14 protein-coding genes are annotated in these 16,078 nt (G+C 48.5%); 12 read left to right on the top strand and 2 right to left on the bottom strand.

Annotated features, from left to right (window positions below):
• Positions 1 to 14 precede the first annotated feature (14 nt).
• Complete coding sequence (rpe, locus tag MKX76_RS09275; protein WP_007131891.1) at positions 15 to 674, top strand: ribulose-phosphate 3-epimerase; 660 nt, start codon at positions 15 to 17, stop codon at positions 672 to 674.
• 28 nt (positions 675 to 702) lie between these two features.
• Positions 703 to 1,626 (top strand): ribokinase, encoded by a 924-nt coding sequence (locus tag MKX76_RS09270; protein WP_341033552.1) that lies wholly within the window; start codon positions 703 to 705, stop codon positions 1,624 to 1,626.
• Positions 1,627 to 1,754: 128 nt separating this feature from the next.
• On the opposite strand, the gene MKX76_RS09265 is transcribed toward MKX76_RS09270, so the two are convergent.
• Positions 1,755 to 2,225 carry a MarR family transcriptional regulator gene (locus MKX76_RS09265; protein WP_028405720.1) on the bottom strand — a complete coding sequence of 157 codons (471 nt, stop codon included), beginning with the start codon at positions 2,223 to 2,225 and terminating at the stop codon, positions 1,755 to 1,757.
• Positions 2,226 to 2,442: 217 nt separating this feature from the next.
• Here MKX76_RS09265 and MKX76_RS09260 point away from each other — a divergent pair, with 217 nt between their 5' ends.
• The 8 genes from MKX76_RS09260 to MKX76_RS09225 all read left to right on the top strand — a co-directional run bounded on the left by MKX76_RS09260 (position 2,443) and on the right by MKX76_RS09225 (position 11,380).
• A complete protein-coding gene (locus tag MKX76_RS09260) occupies positions 2,443 to 4,509 on the top strand; it encodes a multicopper oxidase family protein (RefSeq protein ID WP_341033550.1) in 2,067 nt (688 codons plus the stop codon).
• A gap of 89 nt (positions 4,510 to 4,598) precedes the next feature.
• The gene (locus MKX76_RS09255; RefSeq protein ID WP_341033548.1) at positions 4,599 to 5,813 is read left to right on the top strand and encodes an FAD-dependent oxidoreductase; all 1,215 of its coding nucleotides are present in this window, start codon (positions 4,599 to 4,601) and stop codon (positions 5,811 to 5,813) included.
• Between the two features lie 100 nt (positions 5,814 to 5,913).
• On the top strand, positions 5,914 to 6,498 hold the full coding sequence (locus MKX76_RS09250) for a hypothetical protein (RefSeq protein WP_144867744.1): 585 nt from the start codon (positions 5,914 to 5,916) through the stop codon (positions 6,496 to 6,498).
• Positions 6,499 to 6,763: 265 nt separating this feature from the next.
• Positions 6,764 to 7,789, top strand: a complete 1,026-nt coding sequence (locus tag MKX76_RS09245; RefSeq protein WP_028405724.1) for an ROK family protein — start codon at positions 6,764 to 6,766, stop codon at positions 7,787 to 7,789.
• A 24-nt stretch (positions 7,790 to 7,813) separates the two neighbouring features.
• A complete protein-coding gene (locus MKX76_RS09240) occupies positions 7,814 to 9,031 on the top strand; it encodes an MFS transporter (RefSeq protein ID WP_028405725.1) in 1,218 nt (405 codons plus the stop codon).
• 46 nt (positions 9,032 to 9,077) lie between these two features.
• Positions 9,078 to 9,671, top strand: coding sequence for a class I SAM-dependent methyltransferase (locus MKX76_RS09235; RefSeq protein ID WP_007131899.1), 594 nt, complete (start codon positions 9,078 to 9,080; stop codon positions 9,669 to 9,671).
• Positions 9,672 to 9,860: 189 nt separating this feature from the next.
• A complete protein-coding gene (locus tag MKX76_RS09230; protein ID WP_028405726.1) occupies positions 9,861 to 10,313 on the top strand; it encodes a hypothetical protein in 453 nt (150 codons plus the stop codon).
• 188 nt (positions 10,314 to 10,501) lie between these two features.
• Positions 10,502 to 11,380 carry an AraC family transcriptional regulator gene (locus tag MKX76_RS09225; RefSeq protein WP_007131901.1) on the top strand — a complete coding sequence of 293 codons (879 nt, stop codon included), beginning with the start codon at positions 10,502 to 10,504 and terminating at the stop codon, positions 11,378 to 11,380.
• A 311-nt stretch (positions 11,381 to 11,691) separates the two neighbouring features.
• On the opposite strand, the gene MKX76_RS09220 is transcribed toward MKX76_RS09225, so the two are convergent.
• The gene (locus tag MKX76_RS09220; protein WP_341033539.1) at positions 11,692 to 12,525 is read right to left on the bottom strand and encodes a polysaccharide deacetylase family protein; all 834 of its coding nucleotides are present in this window, start codon (positions 12,523 to 12,525) and stop codon (positions 11,692 to 11,694) included.
• Between the two features lie 222 nt (positions 12,526 to 12,747).
• Between MKX76_RS09220 and MKX76_RS09215 the strand changes: the two genes are divergently transcribed.
• Together MKX76_RS09215 and MKX76_RS09210 are read left to right on the top strand one after the other, a co-directional pair.
• A complete protein-coding gene (locus tag MKX76_RS09215; protein WP_341033537.1) occupies positions 12,748 to 12,918 on the top strand; it encodes a hypothetical protein in 171 nt (56 codons plus the stop codon).
• A 72-nt stretch (positions 12,919 to 12,990) separates the two neighbouring features.
• Positions 12,991 to 15,579 (top strand): hypothetical protein, encoded by a 2,589-nt coding sequence (locus MKX76_RS09210; protein ID WP_341033535.1) that lies wholly within the window; start codon positions 12,991 to 12,993, stop codon positions 15,577 to 15,579.
• Positions 15,580 to 16,078: the final 499 nt, after the last annotated feature.

Genomic DNA, 16,078 nt, shown 5'->3' with positions numbered 1-16,078 from the left:
AGGAGCAGTAAACCATGTATAAATTAGGTCCATCATTAATGTGTGCGGATCTTGGCAACCTGGAGTCCCAGATTTCGGAGCTGGACAAGGCGGGCGTCGATTTTTACCATATCGATATTATGGACGGGAATTTCGTTCCGAACTTCACGCTCGGCCCCGACTTTGTCCGGACGGTCCGCAAATTGACGGACAAGCCGCTTGATATTCACTTGATGGTTAACAAACCGGAGAATTATATCGAGTTATTCGCCGATTGCGGGGCGGACATGATCTCCATTCATGAAGAAGCGACCGCACATCTGCAAAGCTCTTTAACCAAAATCAAAAGCTTGGGAATTCGGGCTGGGGTGGCAATAAATCCTGCAACCTCGCTCGATTTTCTTAAGTATGTCTATAACGTAACCGATTACGTAGTTCTCATGACCGTGAATCCCGGATTTGCAGGACAAACGTTTATTCCCGCGATGTATGACAAAATCGCTGAGCTTCATGCATTCATTCAAAGCACAGGTATGGACATCGAAATCCAAGTCGATGGCAATATCGGCGCCGGAACGATACCAAAATGCAGGGAGGCCGGAGCTTCCATGTATGTGCTGGGAACAAGCGCCGTATTCAATGATGCCGGCTCCATTCAGGATAATGTCGCAAATACACGCAAGCTTTTCAACTAAACGAAAATCCGAGATAGGGGAAATCACCATGAAGAAGAACTATGATATTTTGGTTGTTGGCAGCATCAATATGGACGTCATCGTGAATACGGACAAGTATCCTGCTTATGGAGATACCGTTTTTTGTAACTCGATCAATATGACGCCGGGGGGAAAAGGTGCGAATCAGGCGGTGACGGCTGCTCAGTTGAATAAAAAAACAGCTTTGATCGGCGCAGTCGGCAAAGATAGCGCAGGCAGTCAGCTGCTGAGAAACCTGGAGGTCAAGAATGTAGATGTCAGCCATGTTCTCGAAGTGGAAACAAGCGGAACGGGTACATTTGTTGCGATGATTGATGTGCGCGGCGAGAATACGATGGTAGGGACCAAAGGGGCGAACGACCACATTTTAAGAAAAGACATTGAGCAGATTTTTGATCAGCTCGATGCCAAGATCCTGCTGGTCCAAATGGAAACCAGTAAGGAATCCATACTGGCCGCCATGCAGGAAGCGCGAAAAAGAAAAATGTTCGTCATTTTGGACCCGGCTCCGGCTGACGGAATATTCGAGGAAGCATTTCAATACGCAGACCTCATTTTACCGAATAAACAAGAGACTAAAGCCATTACCGGAATCGATGTAGTCGATCAAGAAACCGCGCTGCAAGCTGCCATCAAGCTGAAGGAGATGGGCATCCCGCAATCGGTCGTGAAAATGGCGGAAAACGGAAGCCTCGTCTACCAGAATGACACACCGACGTATATCGAGGCCATCAAAGTCCATGCCGTCGACACGGTAGGGGCGGGAGATTGCTTTGCGGGAGCGCTCGCCAGTTCGCTGCTTGAAACGAACGATCTGGTTGAAGCCGTGAAATTTGCTAGCGTAGCGGCAGGCATCAAGGTTTCCCGATCCGGCGGTCAGGACGCAATTCCAACATTACAAGAGGTATTGTCTTACCATTCTACTTGTTAATAGATTGAAGATTTTCTCATACACATACAGAGACAGGCGATCGTGTGATCGGCTGTCTTTTTTTCATAAAACATCTATATAGAGTAAAGGCGTACACAAGTTAATAGATGCAAAATCGCGGTTATTTTCTATTCCTTCGCGGACTTGCGAAGCTGTTCGATGAGGCCACGCAGAATTTGATTGGAATGAAGAATGTAATCGAGTATGGTCTCCAGCTGATCTTGATCATACTTCGAATATAAGTCAAGCATGGCATCGTTTAATGGAGCGAAAACCTCTTTAATCGCATGCAGTTGCGAATAGACGGGCTCGGCATAAACCACCCTGAGATCGCCGGGATCCTTGGCCCTGCGGATGAAGCCTGCCTTCTCCAATCGGTTGAGGACGCTTGTTATCGCCCCCGTGGTTAGGCCGGTCCATTCGGCGAGCTGTCCCGCCGTGACCCTTCCTTTGCTCAGGATCAGATCCATACATTTATGATCCGTAATGTTAAGACCCAGATGCGCCGCGACCGCTTGATGGAACATGACGGTTTGCGTTGATAATTGTTTGGAAGCCTCGGTAAGCGACTGCTGCAGGTCTTGTTGTGTCGGTTTCATACGATACCACCTTTAAACATAGCGATACATGAAGTATACCATAACAGCTATCTTGCATTTAAAAAAACACCGCTGGCATCAACATCTCCATCCAGAGTCCAGGTGAAGAATCAGTCTTGAGACCAATGCGGCATCCCCTCATTATTGTAAAATGAACATAATGATTTTGATCATCATATATCTTAATAATTAAGATAATTAGATGGGGGGAACAGTCTTGTTCGAATCACTAATGGGAATTGAATTTCTGCTATTACTGTGTTCCATTGCGGTCTGGGGGGGAACTGGATTTGTAGTAAATCATCTTAAATATGTTAGAGGACGCGACCCGAGCTACCGGCGTTGGGTAAGGGCGGCGCAACTCGGTGTGGCCATCGGCAGCAGCCTGATCATCCTGTGGGCAGCCGTCATCCTGATCATTATGCTTCAGTTCGGCTGGCTGTACGTCATGGACCGAGTCATCGTCGTTTTACCGCTGCTTGGCCTGCCGTTGGCTGCCGTACGGATGGTTGCACGGCCGAAGCTGTCGCGGGAATCGATGGATCGTCACGCCAAGCAATCGGTCATAGTCACCGTTCATGTTATGTTCGTTGGAGCTGTAATTGCATTGTGGCTTGTGGCGATTGACATCCCGGCTATCCCTAACCTGAGGGATTTATTGATATACGGCGGGGCCTTAATCCTTTCAGCACTATTGCTTAGCCTTCATCACGGCAGGAGATTAAGAATTGTAGATAACCGCCCGCCCAAACGTATCCAAAGAAATGCTAGGGGCGCATTGTATTCCATTCTTGTGCTTGGAACCGCGCTCGCCGGATTGGTGATATCCATGAGAATGAGTGAATTACCCGGCACGATGCCCATGGTTCACCATCGCACCGCCGATTTTGGGGGAGGTGATATCATTGAAGCCGATCAAATGCACGCCCACCACCAGGGGCATGTTACCGGGACGAGTGGAAATCCAGTGAGCGTCACGGAGCTCAAAGGTCCCCAAACAGGTATTCCCGACAAAAAGTATGTATTGAGCGCCGAGACGAAGACGCTCCGTCTGGCTTCCGGCGAAGCCATCGAAACGTGGACGTTCAACGGGCAGATCCCGGGACCCGCGCTTGAAGCGGATGAGGGTGATCTGGTCGAAGTACGGTTAGTGAACAAAAACATTGCCAGCGGCGTTACGCTTCACTGGCACGGCGTTGATGTTCCGAATGGCGAGGATGGCGTTGCCGGAATGACCCAGGATGCCGTGATGCCCGGTGAGTCGTATACCTACCGTTTTGTCGTCAATGAAACGGGAACCCACTGGTATCACTCCCACCAGCAATCTTCCATTCAAGTGCAAAAGGGACTGTTCGGTTCATTCGTCATTCGTCCGTCCAATCAGCAAGATTCGGAAACGATGGATGCGACCGTGATGGCCCATCATTGGGTGACTCCGGGCGGCAGGGAAATTGCAGCGCTCGGTTTGGCCGATACGTTCCAGCGGCAGAAGGTAAAACCGGGAACACCCGTACGGCTTCGGCTCGTTAATGCGGGGAACCTGACGCAGACCTTCACATTGAACGGCGTATCTTATAAGGTAGCCGCCGTCGACGGCTATGAGCTCAATGAGCCGGGAACGCTGACGGACAGCTTATTGCGGATTGGTGGGGGAGGGCGCTATGATGTTATTTTTACCATGCCAAAGACGCCGGTCACTTTGACAATGATATCGGAAAGAGATCCGATCGGCATTGTATACAGTCAGGATGGGCAAGGTGAACCGGACATACTCCAGAAAGGCACGGTGTTAGACATCACAGCGTATGGATCGCCAGCAGACACTCCGTTCAATCCTTCGACCGACTTCGACCGATCGTTTACGGTGATTTTAGATCAGACGTACTTTGGCACTTATAACGGAGAAGCGGGACAGCAATGGGTAATCAACGGAAAGGCGTTTCCGGAAACCCCAACTCTCATGGTCAGGGAGGGAGATATCGTAAAAACGACCTTCGTCAATCGGAGCTTTGCCGACCATCCTATGCACCTACATGGGCATCATATCCAGGTCCTAAGCAGGAACGGCGAACCGATCAGCGGAAGCCCGCTCGTCCTGGATACGTTAAATATTGAACCTGGCGAGTCGTTCGAAGTTGCATTCTTGGCAAATAATCCCGGCCTATGGATGGATCACTGCCATAATCTGGATCATGCACAAAAAGGAATGACCATGCATGTGGCATATGAGAATGTCTACACGCCATTCGCAATAGGCAGCGATACGGGCAATCATCCTGAATAAGCATTTATGAACGATGGGTTGAACGATAGGATTCAAGATAAATTCACGTAATATATCTTAATAATTAAGATAAAGGAGATGGAAGGAATATGAATACGAACAATAACAAGGTAGCGGTGATCGGGTGCGGAATTGCAGGACCGGCAGTGGCATTATTTCTAAAGCGAATCGGCTGGAATCCTGTCATCTATGAGGCAGCCACGACGCATGACGACTATGCAGGCTTATTTCTAAACGTGGGCCGCAACGGCTTGCGTGTCCTGAAGGAATTAGGCATCGATCAACCGATTCGCAGCGAAGGCTTTGAAATGCGAGTGATGCGGTTTCGTAACGGGAAGGGCAAGCCGCTCGGTGAGGTCGGTCATATGGAAGGAGAGCCGCAAGGATACACCGTAAAGCGCGGATTCCTGCACCGCGTCCTGCGGGATGAAGTCATCCGACAGCAAATTCCCCTTGTGCTTGGAGCCAAGCTGGTGCGTATGAAGAGCGGAAACGCGGAAGCGGAGCTGGAGTTTGAAAACGGGATGACGGAAACCGTGAGATTCGTCGTCGGCTGTGACGGCATTCATTCCTCCTTGCGCAAAAGCCTGCTGCCGGATGCGCCGCAGCCCCAATTCACGGGCCTCATAAGCATTGGGGGATTCTCCAAAGGGGTAAAAGTACCGTTTGTGCCGGGCGTACAACAGATGGTGTTCGGCAACCGAGCATTTTTCGGATATATTGTTCAGCCATCAGGTGAGGTATTCTGGTTTGGAAACGAGGAGGTTAAGGGAATACCGACCCGCAGAGACATGTTAGCAATCTCTCAGTCGGAATGGCACCGCAGAACCACGGAATTATATAAGGGCGATGATCCGCTGATTCTGGACATCATTCGATCAACACAGGGAGATATCGGTGCGTTTCCAATCTACGATATGCCGCCGCAGCCGACGTGGCACAAAGGTCCGGCCGTATTGATCGGGGATGCCGTTCACGCGACGTCTCCGAATGCCGGTCAAGGCGCTTCGATGGCATTGGAGGATGCGATGATGCTGACGAAATGCATACGGGATATCGACGATCTTGAACTTGCGTTCACCACGTTCCGGTCGCTCAGACATGCACGCGTAGAGCGAATCGTACGATATTCTCGCACCTTAGGACAGCGTAAATATGCATCCAACCGGGTACAGGCCTTTTTTCGGGACACGATGATGCCCCTGTTCTTGAAATCCGCCAATAAAGATTCGCATGGCTGGATGTACGATTATCGGATTGACTGGGAAGAGCGTGTGCTTCAAAATGCGGGGGCATCCCGATAAGGCTGAATGAGCAGATCATTAGATTATCTATTAGTACATTCGGAAGTTTGTAATGCCTACTTGAATGAAAGTATGCTAGCATAGCAAGGAGGTGTTGTGAATGAATGATATCCAATTATTAAATCAGCAGGATGCTCTTCAACATGAGGCGGATGAGGTCGTCAAGGAACTGAGGCTGGAAGAGCTTCTGGCAACAGCAGGAACGCCGGTACGAGTAGGCAGCTCCGCGCTCGGATTAATGGTGTGGAGAGACCTTGACATTACCGTGGTCTGCTCGAAGCTCCAGGTTGATGAAATTGCCCGAATTGCTTCCAGGCTGATGACGAGTAACGGTGTGCGAGAGCTTCGATTCCTTAATGATTCGGGCGATTTTAGGACAGATGCTAGCTATCCTGATGGTCTATATCTTGGGGTAAAGTATACCTCGTCCAAAGGAAAGGACTGGGCGATGGACCTATGGTTTGTCGATGAACCGGATCAGCAGCCTGATCTTAAGCATGTGGCAACGATGCCTGCTCGTCTAACACCGGAGCTGCGTCATGCAATCCTGCAGATTAAAAGCAGCTGGGCAGCACGTCAGGAGTACGGAAAAGAGGTAAAGAGCTACGATATTTACACGGCAGTCTTAGAGGATGATGTACGTACGCCGGATGAGTTCGAAGCTTGGTTACGAACAAAAGCTTGATCCTTCATGGATAAAAGTCGCGAATATCGCGGCTTTTTTTGTGTTTATTACGGATTTTCCGTCCTATTACGCACACCGAATGGCTGCGCTTAAGATGAAAAATGATCCTTCCTGGAGAAATGCTTATCTCCATATTCATCGCCATCTCCAGCTTGTTTGCTTGGTATTTTCCGTATGGAGGCTTCCGCTTGCTCAGTTTCCATGCTATGATAAGCATACTTATTAAAGTAGTTTAGAAAGTATCGGTAACGGAGGTGATCTTACCGTGAGCGAGAAGATATCAACGCCGAAAGACATGAAGAAGGAAATACTCCGGGGCATTCGAGCCACGCTTCTATCATGCGGGAGTGCAACGAAGGTCGAGCTGAGCGAAAAGCTAGGAATCAGCTTTCCGACGATCACGAAGTTTATCCACCAGATGGAGGAGGCAGGCGAACTGCTGACGCTTGGTCTCGACGAATCAAGCGGCGGCAGAAGAGCTCAACGTTACGCATATAATCCTGATTATCAGCTCAGCGTCGCCCTTTTTCTTGAGAGAACGGAAACGCAATACACAATATACAACAGCATGGGCGAAGTGAAGGAAAAAGGGATCTCTCCCGGCTTTCTGCTAGACGGTATTGAGACGTTGGCAGAGCAAATCGAATCCTTGATCAAGCGGTTTCCTAGGATCGGTTCGCTGGCTTTTGGCGTCCCGGGATCAGTGAACGGCGGGCGGATCAAATATATTCCGGGCTATGAGAAATATCATGATTTTGACTTGAAGGATCATTTTGAGACCCGTTTTAAGCTTCCCGTCGTCGTGGAGAACGATATGAACGCAGCTGTATTGGGCTATTACGACAAAATGGACGTTCAAGACAATCCTTCGCTCGTCTATTTGTATTTCGGCCAGAACGGGCCGGGAGCAGGGATCCTGGTCAACGGAAACGTCGTTCGGGGAAGCACGTCCTTCTCGGGTGAAGTCTCATTCGTGCCCCTGTATGACAGGCGCAATTTCCAACAAGCGATCACTTACGTCGAAGGAACGAATGCTGCCATCAATGAGGCTGACAGGATTGATGCCGTGAGCCGCCTGATTGCTTCATTAACGGCGATTCTGAACCCGAATGCCGTCATCTTTAACCGTGATGAGGTAAACGATCGACTTCTTACCGCGATCTCGGCAAGAAGCGCTTCTTATATTTCGAAGGAGCATCTGCCGAAGCTTACGGCCAGCGATTGGCAGGAAGACTATTTGAACGGATTAAAGAGGCTGGGGCTGAATCTGCTTATTTCTGCAGACCATTGAAATTGAAAACGGGAGAGTACATGAATGGGGACTATATTGCTTCTAGTTATTTATTTGGCGTTTATTAGCCTCGGGCTGCCGGATTCCATGCTGGGCGCTTCATGGCCGGTCATGCGGCTGGACTTGAACGCGCCGCTTGGGATAGCGGGGCTGTTATCGATGACCGTTACGGTCGGGACGATCGTATCGAGCCTGTTAAGCGGAGTCGTTGTGCGGCGTTTCGGTACGGGGACCGTGACACTTGCAAGCTGTGTGATGACGGCCAGCGCACTCATCGGATTTTCATATGCGCCATCTGTCGTGTGGTTAATCGTCTGCGCCATTCCGCTCGGACTTGGCGGAGGTGCGGTCGATGCAGCGCTCAACCATTACGTTGCGGCACGATACAAGGCACATCACATGAGCTGGCTGCATTGTTTTTGGGGTGTCGGCGCGACAGCGGGGCCGATGATCATGGGCGCGTTCTTATCGGGAAATGCATCCTGGAGAGACGGCTATCTGGCCGTGGCAGGAATTCAATTCGCGCTTGTGATTATCCTGGTCTTTACGCTTCCTTTATGGAGGGCGCGGGCCGGGAAAGCGAGTACGCGTTCGGAAGTGGAGCATTCGGAGACGGCATATCCTTTGGGCAGGGAGGTGGCGTCCAAGCCACTGCAAGTGAAAGGCGTAAAGCTCGCATTGGCATCGTTCTTATTCTATTGCGGGGTTGAAATGACTGTGGGCTTATGGGGCAGCAGCTATTTGGTGAAAGAGCGGGGACTGGCCGCTGACGAAGCCGCGCTGTGGGGTTCGATTTATTTTGCAGGCATTACGATCGGAAGATTCATCACCGGATTCATTACATTCAAATTAAGCAATCGGCTGCTCATTCGAGGCGGACAGATCCTGACGCTTACCGGGGTGCTGCTCCTGCTGCTGCCGCTTCCGACCGGTTGTGCTCTGGCCGGATTGCTGATCATGGGACTGGGACTCGCGCCAATCTATCCATGCATGCTGCATGAGACGCCGGTTCGATTCGGCCAAGAGCATGCCGGAAAAATCATGGGTTACCAGATGGCCGTTGCCTACACAGGCAGCACGTTGCTTCCGCCGCTTCTGGGACTGCTGGCTGGGTTCGCAACGATCGGGGTCTTTCCGATCTATATCGCCGTTTCGGCAGCAGCCATGATGTTGTTCTCCGAACGGTTGAACGTTTTATTGAACCGTCGACACGAGCGCTCGGCAGATATCCATCCGCTATAAGCGGGGTTAGCCATCCGAGCATTATAGATACTTGGAGGAGTTCTCGATGAACATGGACGAAAAGTTATTTCGTTATTATCTTGAGTTAAAAAGTCCCGAAGCCGGCGAATGGAATTCTTCTCCGCCATGTCTGTATACAGAAGTGGTGACAAGAGATTATGTGCGAAAATCGTTTAAGCCTACTGAGGGTATTCAGGTATGCAATGTTGGAATTGGTACTGGGGATTGGGATGATTACCTTGGATACTGGCTTAAAGGAAAAGGAGTATTAACAAGTATTGATATCGACAATGATATATGTGAGATATTTGCCTATAGGCAAAAACGCGAAGGGCATCCCAATCCTTCTAAGGTTTTATGTAAAAGCATTTTTGATTCCGACTTGCCTAGAGGGGAGTTTGACATTGTAACTTTAATAGGTTCTGCGATCAACGAGACCGGCGACTTCAACAGATGCTTGGATTCTTGTTTCAGCTTACTGAAGCAAGGAGGATACCTTATGTTTATGGCAAGCCTTAAATACTCCTTCCTGGAAAAGCTGGAATTTTACATAAAGGGAACTGCGTTTCAGATAGAACAAAAGAATGTATACGATGAGTTCCCGGAGTACCCTTTTTTCATTTGCAAGATAAAAAAATAGAAGAGTACAAATAACCATCTTAAATTGATGGTTATTTTTTATTCAAATCAACAAGAGTATTTACGAAACTTATTTATCAGCATTTTCCTGCAAATCCTTATGTTACAATTGAATTGGTCTTGTTAATTGTTGTTTGATGCTTCTGGGAAACCACAGATGCAGCAAAATGAAACAAAGGGGGGATGCTCCGTGAGCAAGCGCTCATGGTATGTGTTTTTGACGCTGTGCGCGTTGATCGTCATTAGCGGGATAGTTTACGATGCGTATCAATCCAAAGCTTCGTTCAAGGAGCTATTGCTCGATCATTTGAAGGAGTCCGAGAAGATCATCGAGATGAATGTCGGTAAGAATCGCTTCCGTTCGGACGAATCGCTGACTAAGATTACAGATCAAGCCACGATTGACAGGTTTATGGACAGCCTTTCCGAAATTAAGCTGCGAAAGAGTGATGTCTGGAATTACGATAACGACGAGTATGAAATACGGTTGTACACGTCAAATTACAGGACGTTTGGAGTATCCTTTTATGGCCCCGATCACATTCGAATTTACAACAGCGCAGCCAGACATAAAAGATATGGCTGGACTTATCGAATCGTAAACGATTTCGACCGGAGTGTCCTTGAGGGGCTGCTTAAGTAATTATGGCTATAGGGGGCTACATGCGTTGATGGAAAAGACCGTTCCCTCTTGGCTAAATATAACTAATTGATATTACTGCTTCAGCAGCAGATGAGTTAATTCCCGGCCTCCCTGCAGAAGTTGAACAGGATGTATCGGATGCATGCAGTTATTCCCTGTTATCCTATGGAGGAAAGGAGGGTCATTGGATGAATGTGCTTGAACATTTGAATGAAGCATTAGACTATATTGAACAGAATCTTGAGAACCAAATGGATGAACGTGAGATCGCTAAACGAGCCTGCTGCTCCATTTTTCACTTCAAAAGGATGTTTTCATACTTGGCAGGTATTCCTCTACAAGAATATATTCGTCGCAGACGTCTTACGCTTGCAGCGATTGATCTGCAGGACAGATCAGTCAAAGTCATCGACATCGCCATGAAGTACGGTTATCAATCGGCCGATGCATTCACCCGAGCTTTTCAGGCATTACATGGAATTACACCGACTGAGGCGAGAACTGCCGGGCATTCCTTAAAAGCATATCCTCCCATGACCTTTCGATTATCCATAGGAGGTAGTGAGCCCATGAAGTATAGAATCGAGCAAAAGGACGCATTTCAAGTGATCGGGATAAGAAATAGAGTCACACCCATCGCCTCAGGTGAACATCCTGGTGTAGTGCAGGTTTGGAAATCGACAGACCATGAACGGTATGCCAAGCTGAAATCGCTAAACAACCAAGCACCTTACGGAATATCGCATGTTCATCTCGGAGAAGGAGGACTGTTTGGGAAGCAAGATTTTGATTATTATATGGCTGTTGCTTCAACAGCATCTTGTCCCGAACACTTTACACACTTTATTGTGCCTGCAATGACTTGGGCCATATTTGAAGTGGAAATTCCATGGGAACAAGAAAAGTGGCACCGGATTTATGGCGAATGGTTTCCTTCCTCGGGATATGAGCAAGTTGAGGGACCCATGATCCAAGTCGGTCCTGAAATCGAAGCTGGTTTGGAAAAACAGGTGTTTACGGAAGAAATCGAGGTCGAGTTATGGATTCCCGTGGTTAAAGTTCGTTAGAACCATTTGAATTTATAATAGGAGCGATATTCAATGATGAACTTGCGACTGAAGGAAATGGATTTGGAAGCCTTTGTCTCATTTATGCAGAAACTTTCGGAGGATGATCGGTTACGTACTTAAATACCGGTTATACGCTCGCTGTATTGTCGAATTACGATGTGGATCGCGGTGTGAAAGGGGTTCACCTGAAATTTGAGGAGATGCTTTTTGCCGATTAGATTGGTCATTAGAAACGGGATACCATAATTTTAACACTGACGAGCCTGTAGAGGGATTCTCTAAGCTCGTCAGTGTATTTTTATATCGAATTATCGGCGAATCGATTCATCGAGCAGTTCCGGTATGGTAACCAACGTAACATTTTGATTTCGAAGGCTTCTGATGATGTCCGGTAACGCTTGAACCGTCCCGGATAAATCCTCGCCAACTCCTCCGGCAGCATGCTGCAAAATAATGGACCCTGGCATGGTGTGGGCCAGAACGTTGCTTTTGACTTGCTCCGCGTTTAATCCTTTCCAGTCCAATGAGTCGACATTCCAGTTCACGATGATTTTGTGTTGGCTTGCCAGCCATTGAATTTGTGGCTCATTGATGTTTCCGTATGGAGGTCGAACGAAGGTTGGCCGATAGCCCGTAAACGACTGAATCAATTTGTCTGTCCTGTTAATTTGACTCCGGAAATCTTCATCACTTAATTTGGGCAAATTCGCATGATTATACGAATGGTTTCCTAAAATATGTCCTTCTTCAACCATACGCTGCACGATTTCGGGGTGAGCCTCAATCCGATTGCCAACGACAAAGAACGTTGCTCTGACGCCTTCCCGTTTTAAAGCATCCAAAATCTGAGGGGTATATACGTCATCAGGCGCATCGTCAAAAGTTAAAGCGACCTCGCGCTTGGAAGACGGGCCATGAAGCCAGAACGTGCTTTGGTACTTAGCCCTTAAGTCCGCAAGAGACATAGGTTTCGTGGTCCGGACAGCCTTTTCAGAACCATCTAATAAATTTGGAGTATTGGATGACTGTGTCAGGTTGTTGGCAACCGTATTTTGTCGCTGTTGGGGGACAGGTTGGGCTCGGCTGCCGCATCCAGAGCATATGAGGATTATCAATAGCGGCAGAAACCACCGTAATTTCATAATTAAATCTCCTCAGGTTATATTTTGCTCCTAATATTCCCCGGATTTTTAGCTTGTTATTCAATAAGAACGAAACGAACTGCTGGTCGTCTATAGTTTGAAAGAGTTCGTTTACATGTATTTTACTTGTATACAATTAACGGGATATGATAAGATGATAGCGTATTGAAAGCGTTTACTGTCTTTGGAAAGGGAAAATCCAATCGCAAAGGAGAGAGTTTAGTGAGAAGCAAGTGGAGGAGTCGGGTTGCCGCAGCCGTAACGTTTATCATGATGTTTGCAAGTTTCGCGTGGGCAATGCCGATAACGTATGCTGCAAATGTTGACTCGACCAACGTTATGATCAATGGCAGCTTTGAGGAGCCGGAGCAAGATGGGCGCGTGCCGGGCTAGCAGCCCGATGAAGATGCAGCGGCCCTTACCGTAAGCGAGTCCGTATATACGGACGGGGAACGAAGTCTTCAAGTGGAGCGCCTGTTACCAGCTGCAGGCTCCGGAGCGGTGAGCGATGCCTACGCGATCGAGCCATTCGGAAATGTCGTCATGACGGCAAGTGTGCTTTCGGATGAAGGCAAGGGAGGCAAGGCCGACCTCAGGTTTTATGATGCAGACGGTAAGCTTGTCTCCATAGTCAGCGGTCTGGTCGGAGAACCCTCTGAGAAATGGCAGAGTTTACGCGTAGCTGCTGCGGCGCCTAAAAATGCTGCAGAGGTCAAAGTCGCCTTCAATTTTAATGGCGATCAAACCGGCAGGTATTTCGTTGACAGCGTCGCATTGCAAACGCATGCGTCCTCACCGTACTTAACGAATTTGGGGCCGCAATCGTCGAGTCTAACCCTGATGACCGCAGCCTTCGGCAAAGACAAGAATGGCCAGGATGTTTTGTTTACGGTCGCACAGGGTGATCCGGCACAATTCATCGTAATGGATGTTGCTTCCAGAGAAGTGAAGGCCACACACCCGCTTGTAGCACTTGACGGTAGCAACGTATCGGCAGCTTGGGCGATTGTGACAGCATCCGACGGAAAGGTATACATCGGCAGTACACCGAACGGGACGTTGTTTCAATATGATCCGGCTGAGGACACAATGCGGGCGATCGGCAAACCGGTACCTACCGATACCGTAATCTGGACGCTTGTAGCCGGGGAAGATGGCAAAGTATATGGAGGAACGGGATATTCCCAAACGCTGTTTGAATATGATCCCGCTTCCGACCAGACCCGAATTCTTAAATCCTTCAAGTCATCATCGAAAGAGTCGCATATCCGCAGCCTAGCTTACGATTCCGATCACCAAGCGATCTATGTGGGGGGCGCCGATGTCGCCAAGCTTTATAAATACGATCTCGCAAGCGGAACATCCACCGCGCTTCATCCGCCTGAGTTTAATGGCATGACCTCGGTTTATGACCTTCAGTATGCAGGGGGCAAATTATTCGTACGCGTGGATCCGGGACCCGTTATGTTCGTCTATGATCCTGATGCTGCCAGCTGGATCGTAAATAAAAATACGGCCTATAACGCCAGAGGATTCTCACCGTTAGCGCCAGACGGCAAAACGGTATTCTACACCTATTACGAGACCCTTCCGGGAGGCGCGCAGCAGTGGTCCCTTTATTCATACGACGTGAATACGGGAGCTTACGGCTCGCTGGGTGTGGATGTCAAAGGAGCAGGCGTCGCTTTTGGTTATGTACAGCTGGATCAGTCCAAATATCCGGGCTGGACCTTGGTCGGGTTGGCCGGAAATAGCGGCAGGGCATTTTATTACAATCTGGAAACCGGTATGATTGAGACGCCTGAGCTCCCGTTCCCGCCACAATTCGTAGAATTGTTTAACATCGGAAAGAGCATAGACGGGCAGATCTTGTCTGCCGGCTTCATCTCCGGCGGGGGCATGGGGATCTACTCGCCGACCCGCAACGAAACCAAACACTATCCTCAAATCGGCCAAGTCGAGGGATTCGGCTCTTTGAACGAAAAAATGTATTTTGGCGTTTATCCTAGAGCGACCATCTTTGAATACGATCCGGCCAAACCTTGGAACCGGACGGATCCTTCGGAACCGAATAACCCGCTGCGGCTTGGTCAGTTGGGTTTGGAGCAAGACCGGCCTGTAGCAATGCTCGGGGTTGAGGAAGAAAACCTGCTATACATCGGTTCCTATCCAATTGCAGGCAAAACAGGCGGTGCTCTAACCGTGTACAACCCGGATACCGGGAAGTTTGATGTGAAACGGGACATCATTGCTGGCCATTCGATCAATTCGCTGCTTTACAAAAATGGAAAGCTCTTCATGGGCACAGGCGCCATGACCGGCGGAGAGGGAAAGCTTGCCATATACGATACAGCATCCGGCCGGGTAGAACTGGAACAGGTGCCTGTTCCGGGGAAAAAAGCAGTAACGTCTTTGATATGGGGGCCGGACGGTAACGTTTGGGGAATGGCATTAGGGGCTCTGTTCATTTATGATCCGGAGCGCCGAGAAGTTATTTACAGCAACGACCTGTTTCCAGCCGCGGATTATACGCACAGCAATCCTCGCTTGACCGTTGGAACCGACGGCAACGTGTATGGGACTATTTTTACGGGATATGTTGCCGACCGTACGTACACGAGCAAGCTCTTCAAAATCGATGCAGCAAGCAAAGCACTTTCCATCTTGTTGGAAAGCAATGCGGAAAAGCTGGCACAGGACGACTTTGGCAACTTGTATTTCAAATACGGCAGCGAGCTGATGAAGTACAGCGACCCTAATTTAGTCGTACAACTAGACAAAGTACAGCTTGAGGCCGAATCGCTCCAGCTTCACCCGGGAGATGAAGTCCGTTATTCTTACGAAGTCTTCCTTGAGAGAGGAAGAAATACTAAGGAGTTATCCGGCGCTCACATTGAGTATGTGAGCAGCCGTCCGGATAAGGCGGAGATCGATCCAAAAGGAAAGATTATCGCCAAGCAACCGGGGCAGGCCGAGTTGTCGATTCGAATTACATTAAACGGGGTAACCGTTGAATCTAATAAAATCAAGGTAAAAATAACCGGACCTTTTTAAAACTGTTCATGACAGATAGCAATATGAGGCCGTTGTCCTGGACAACGGCTCTTTGCTTTATTGTCCAGTGATCCCAGTGATCCATTAGACAGCGAACTTGAAGAATGGAATTACCAAATGAGTTGAAATTATGGAAGTTTTCGCGTCGGATGGAAGTTGTCCTAATTAGTTATAAAACGGTATTTTAGTCCCGGAGGACAAGCGACAAAAGTTATTGGCTATAATGATTTCCGTTGTCGTAATTAGGGCAATGGATATAGGTTCGACATTGAAAAATAGAACTATTGTCTTGATTAACCATCGTCCAATATCCAAGTAACAACAGAAGAATACACAGGGATTTAGGACAATGAATACCGCTTCTATTAGGGTAAGGGCGTAATTTGTGGAATTCTGCCGAGGGACAAAAAACGTGTGTAAGCCTCTGTTCTTAATCGATTTTTATTAGTAATAACGTATCCCTGTCTTCTGTTAAAAATAGCGATAATACATAGTTAGG

Source organism: Paenibacillus sp. FSL R5-0810, from assembly GCF_038002285.1.
Classification (GTDB): Bacteria; Bacillota; Bacilli; order Paenibacillales; family Paenibacillaceae; genus Paenibacillus_AQ; species Paenibacillus_AQ lactis.
This window is presented reverse-complemented; position numbering and strand designations above follow the sequence as displayed.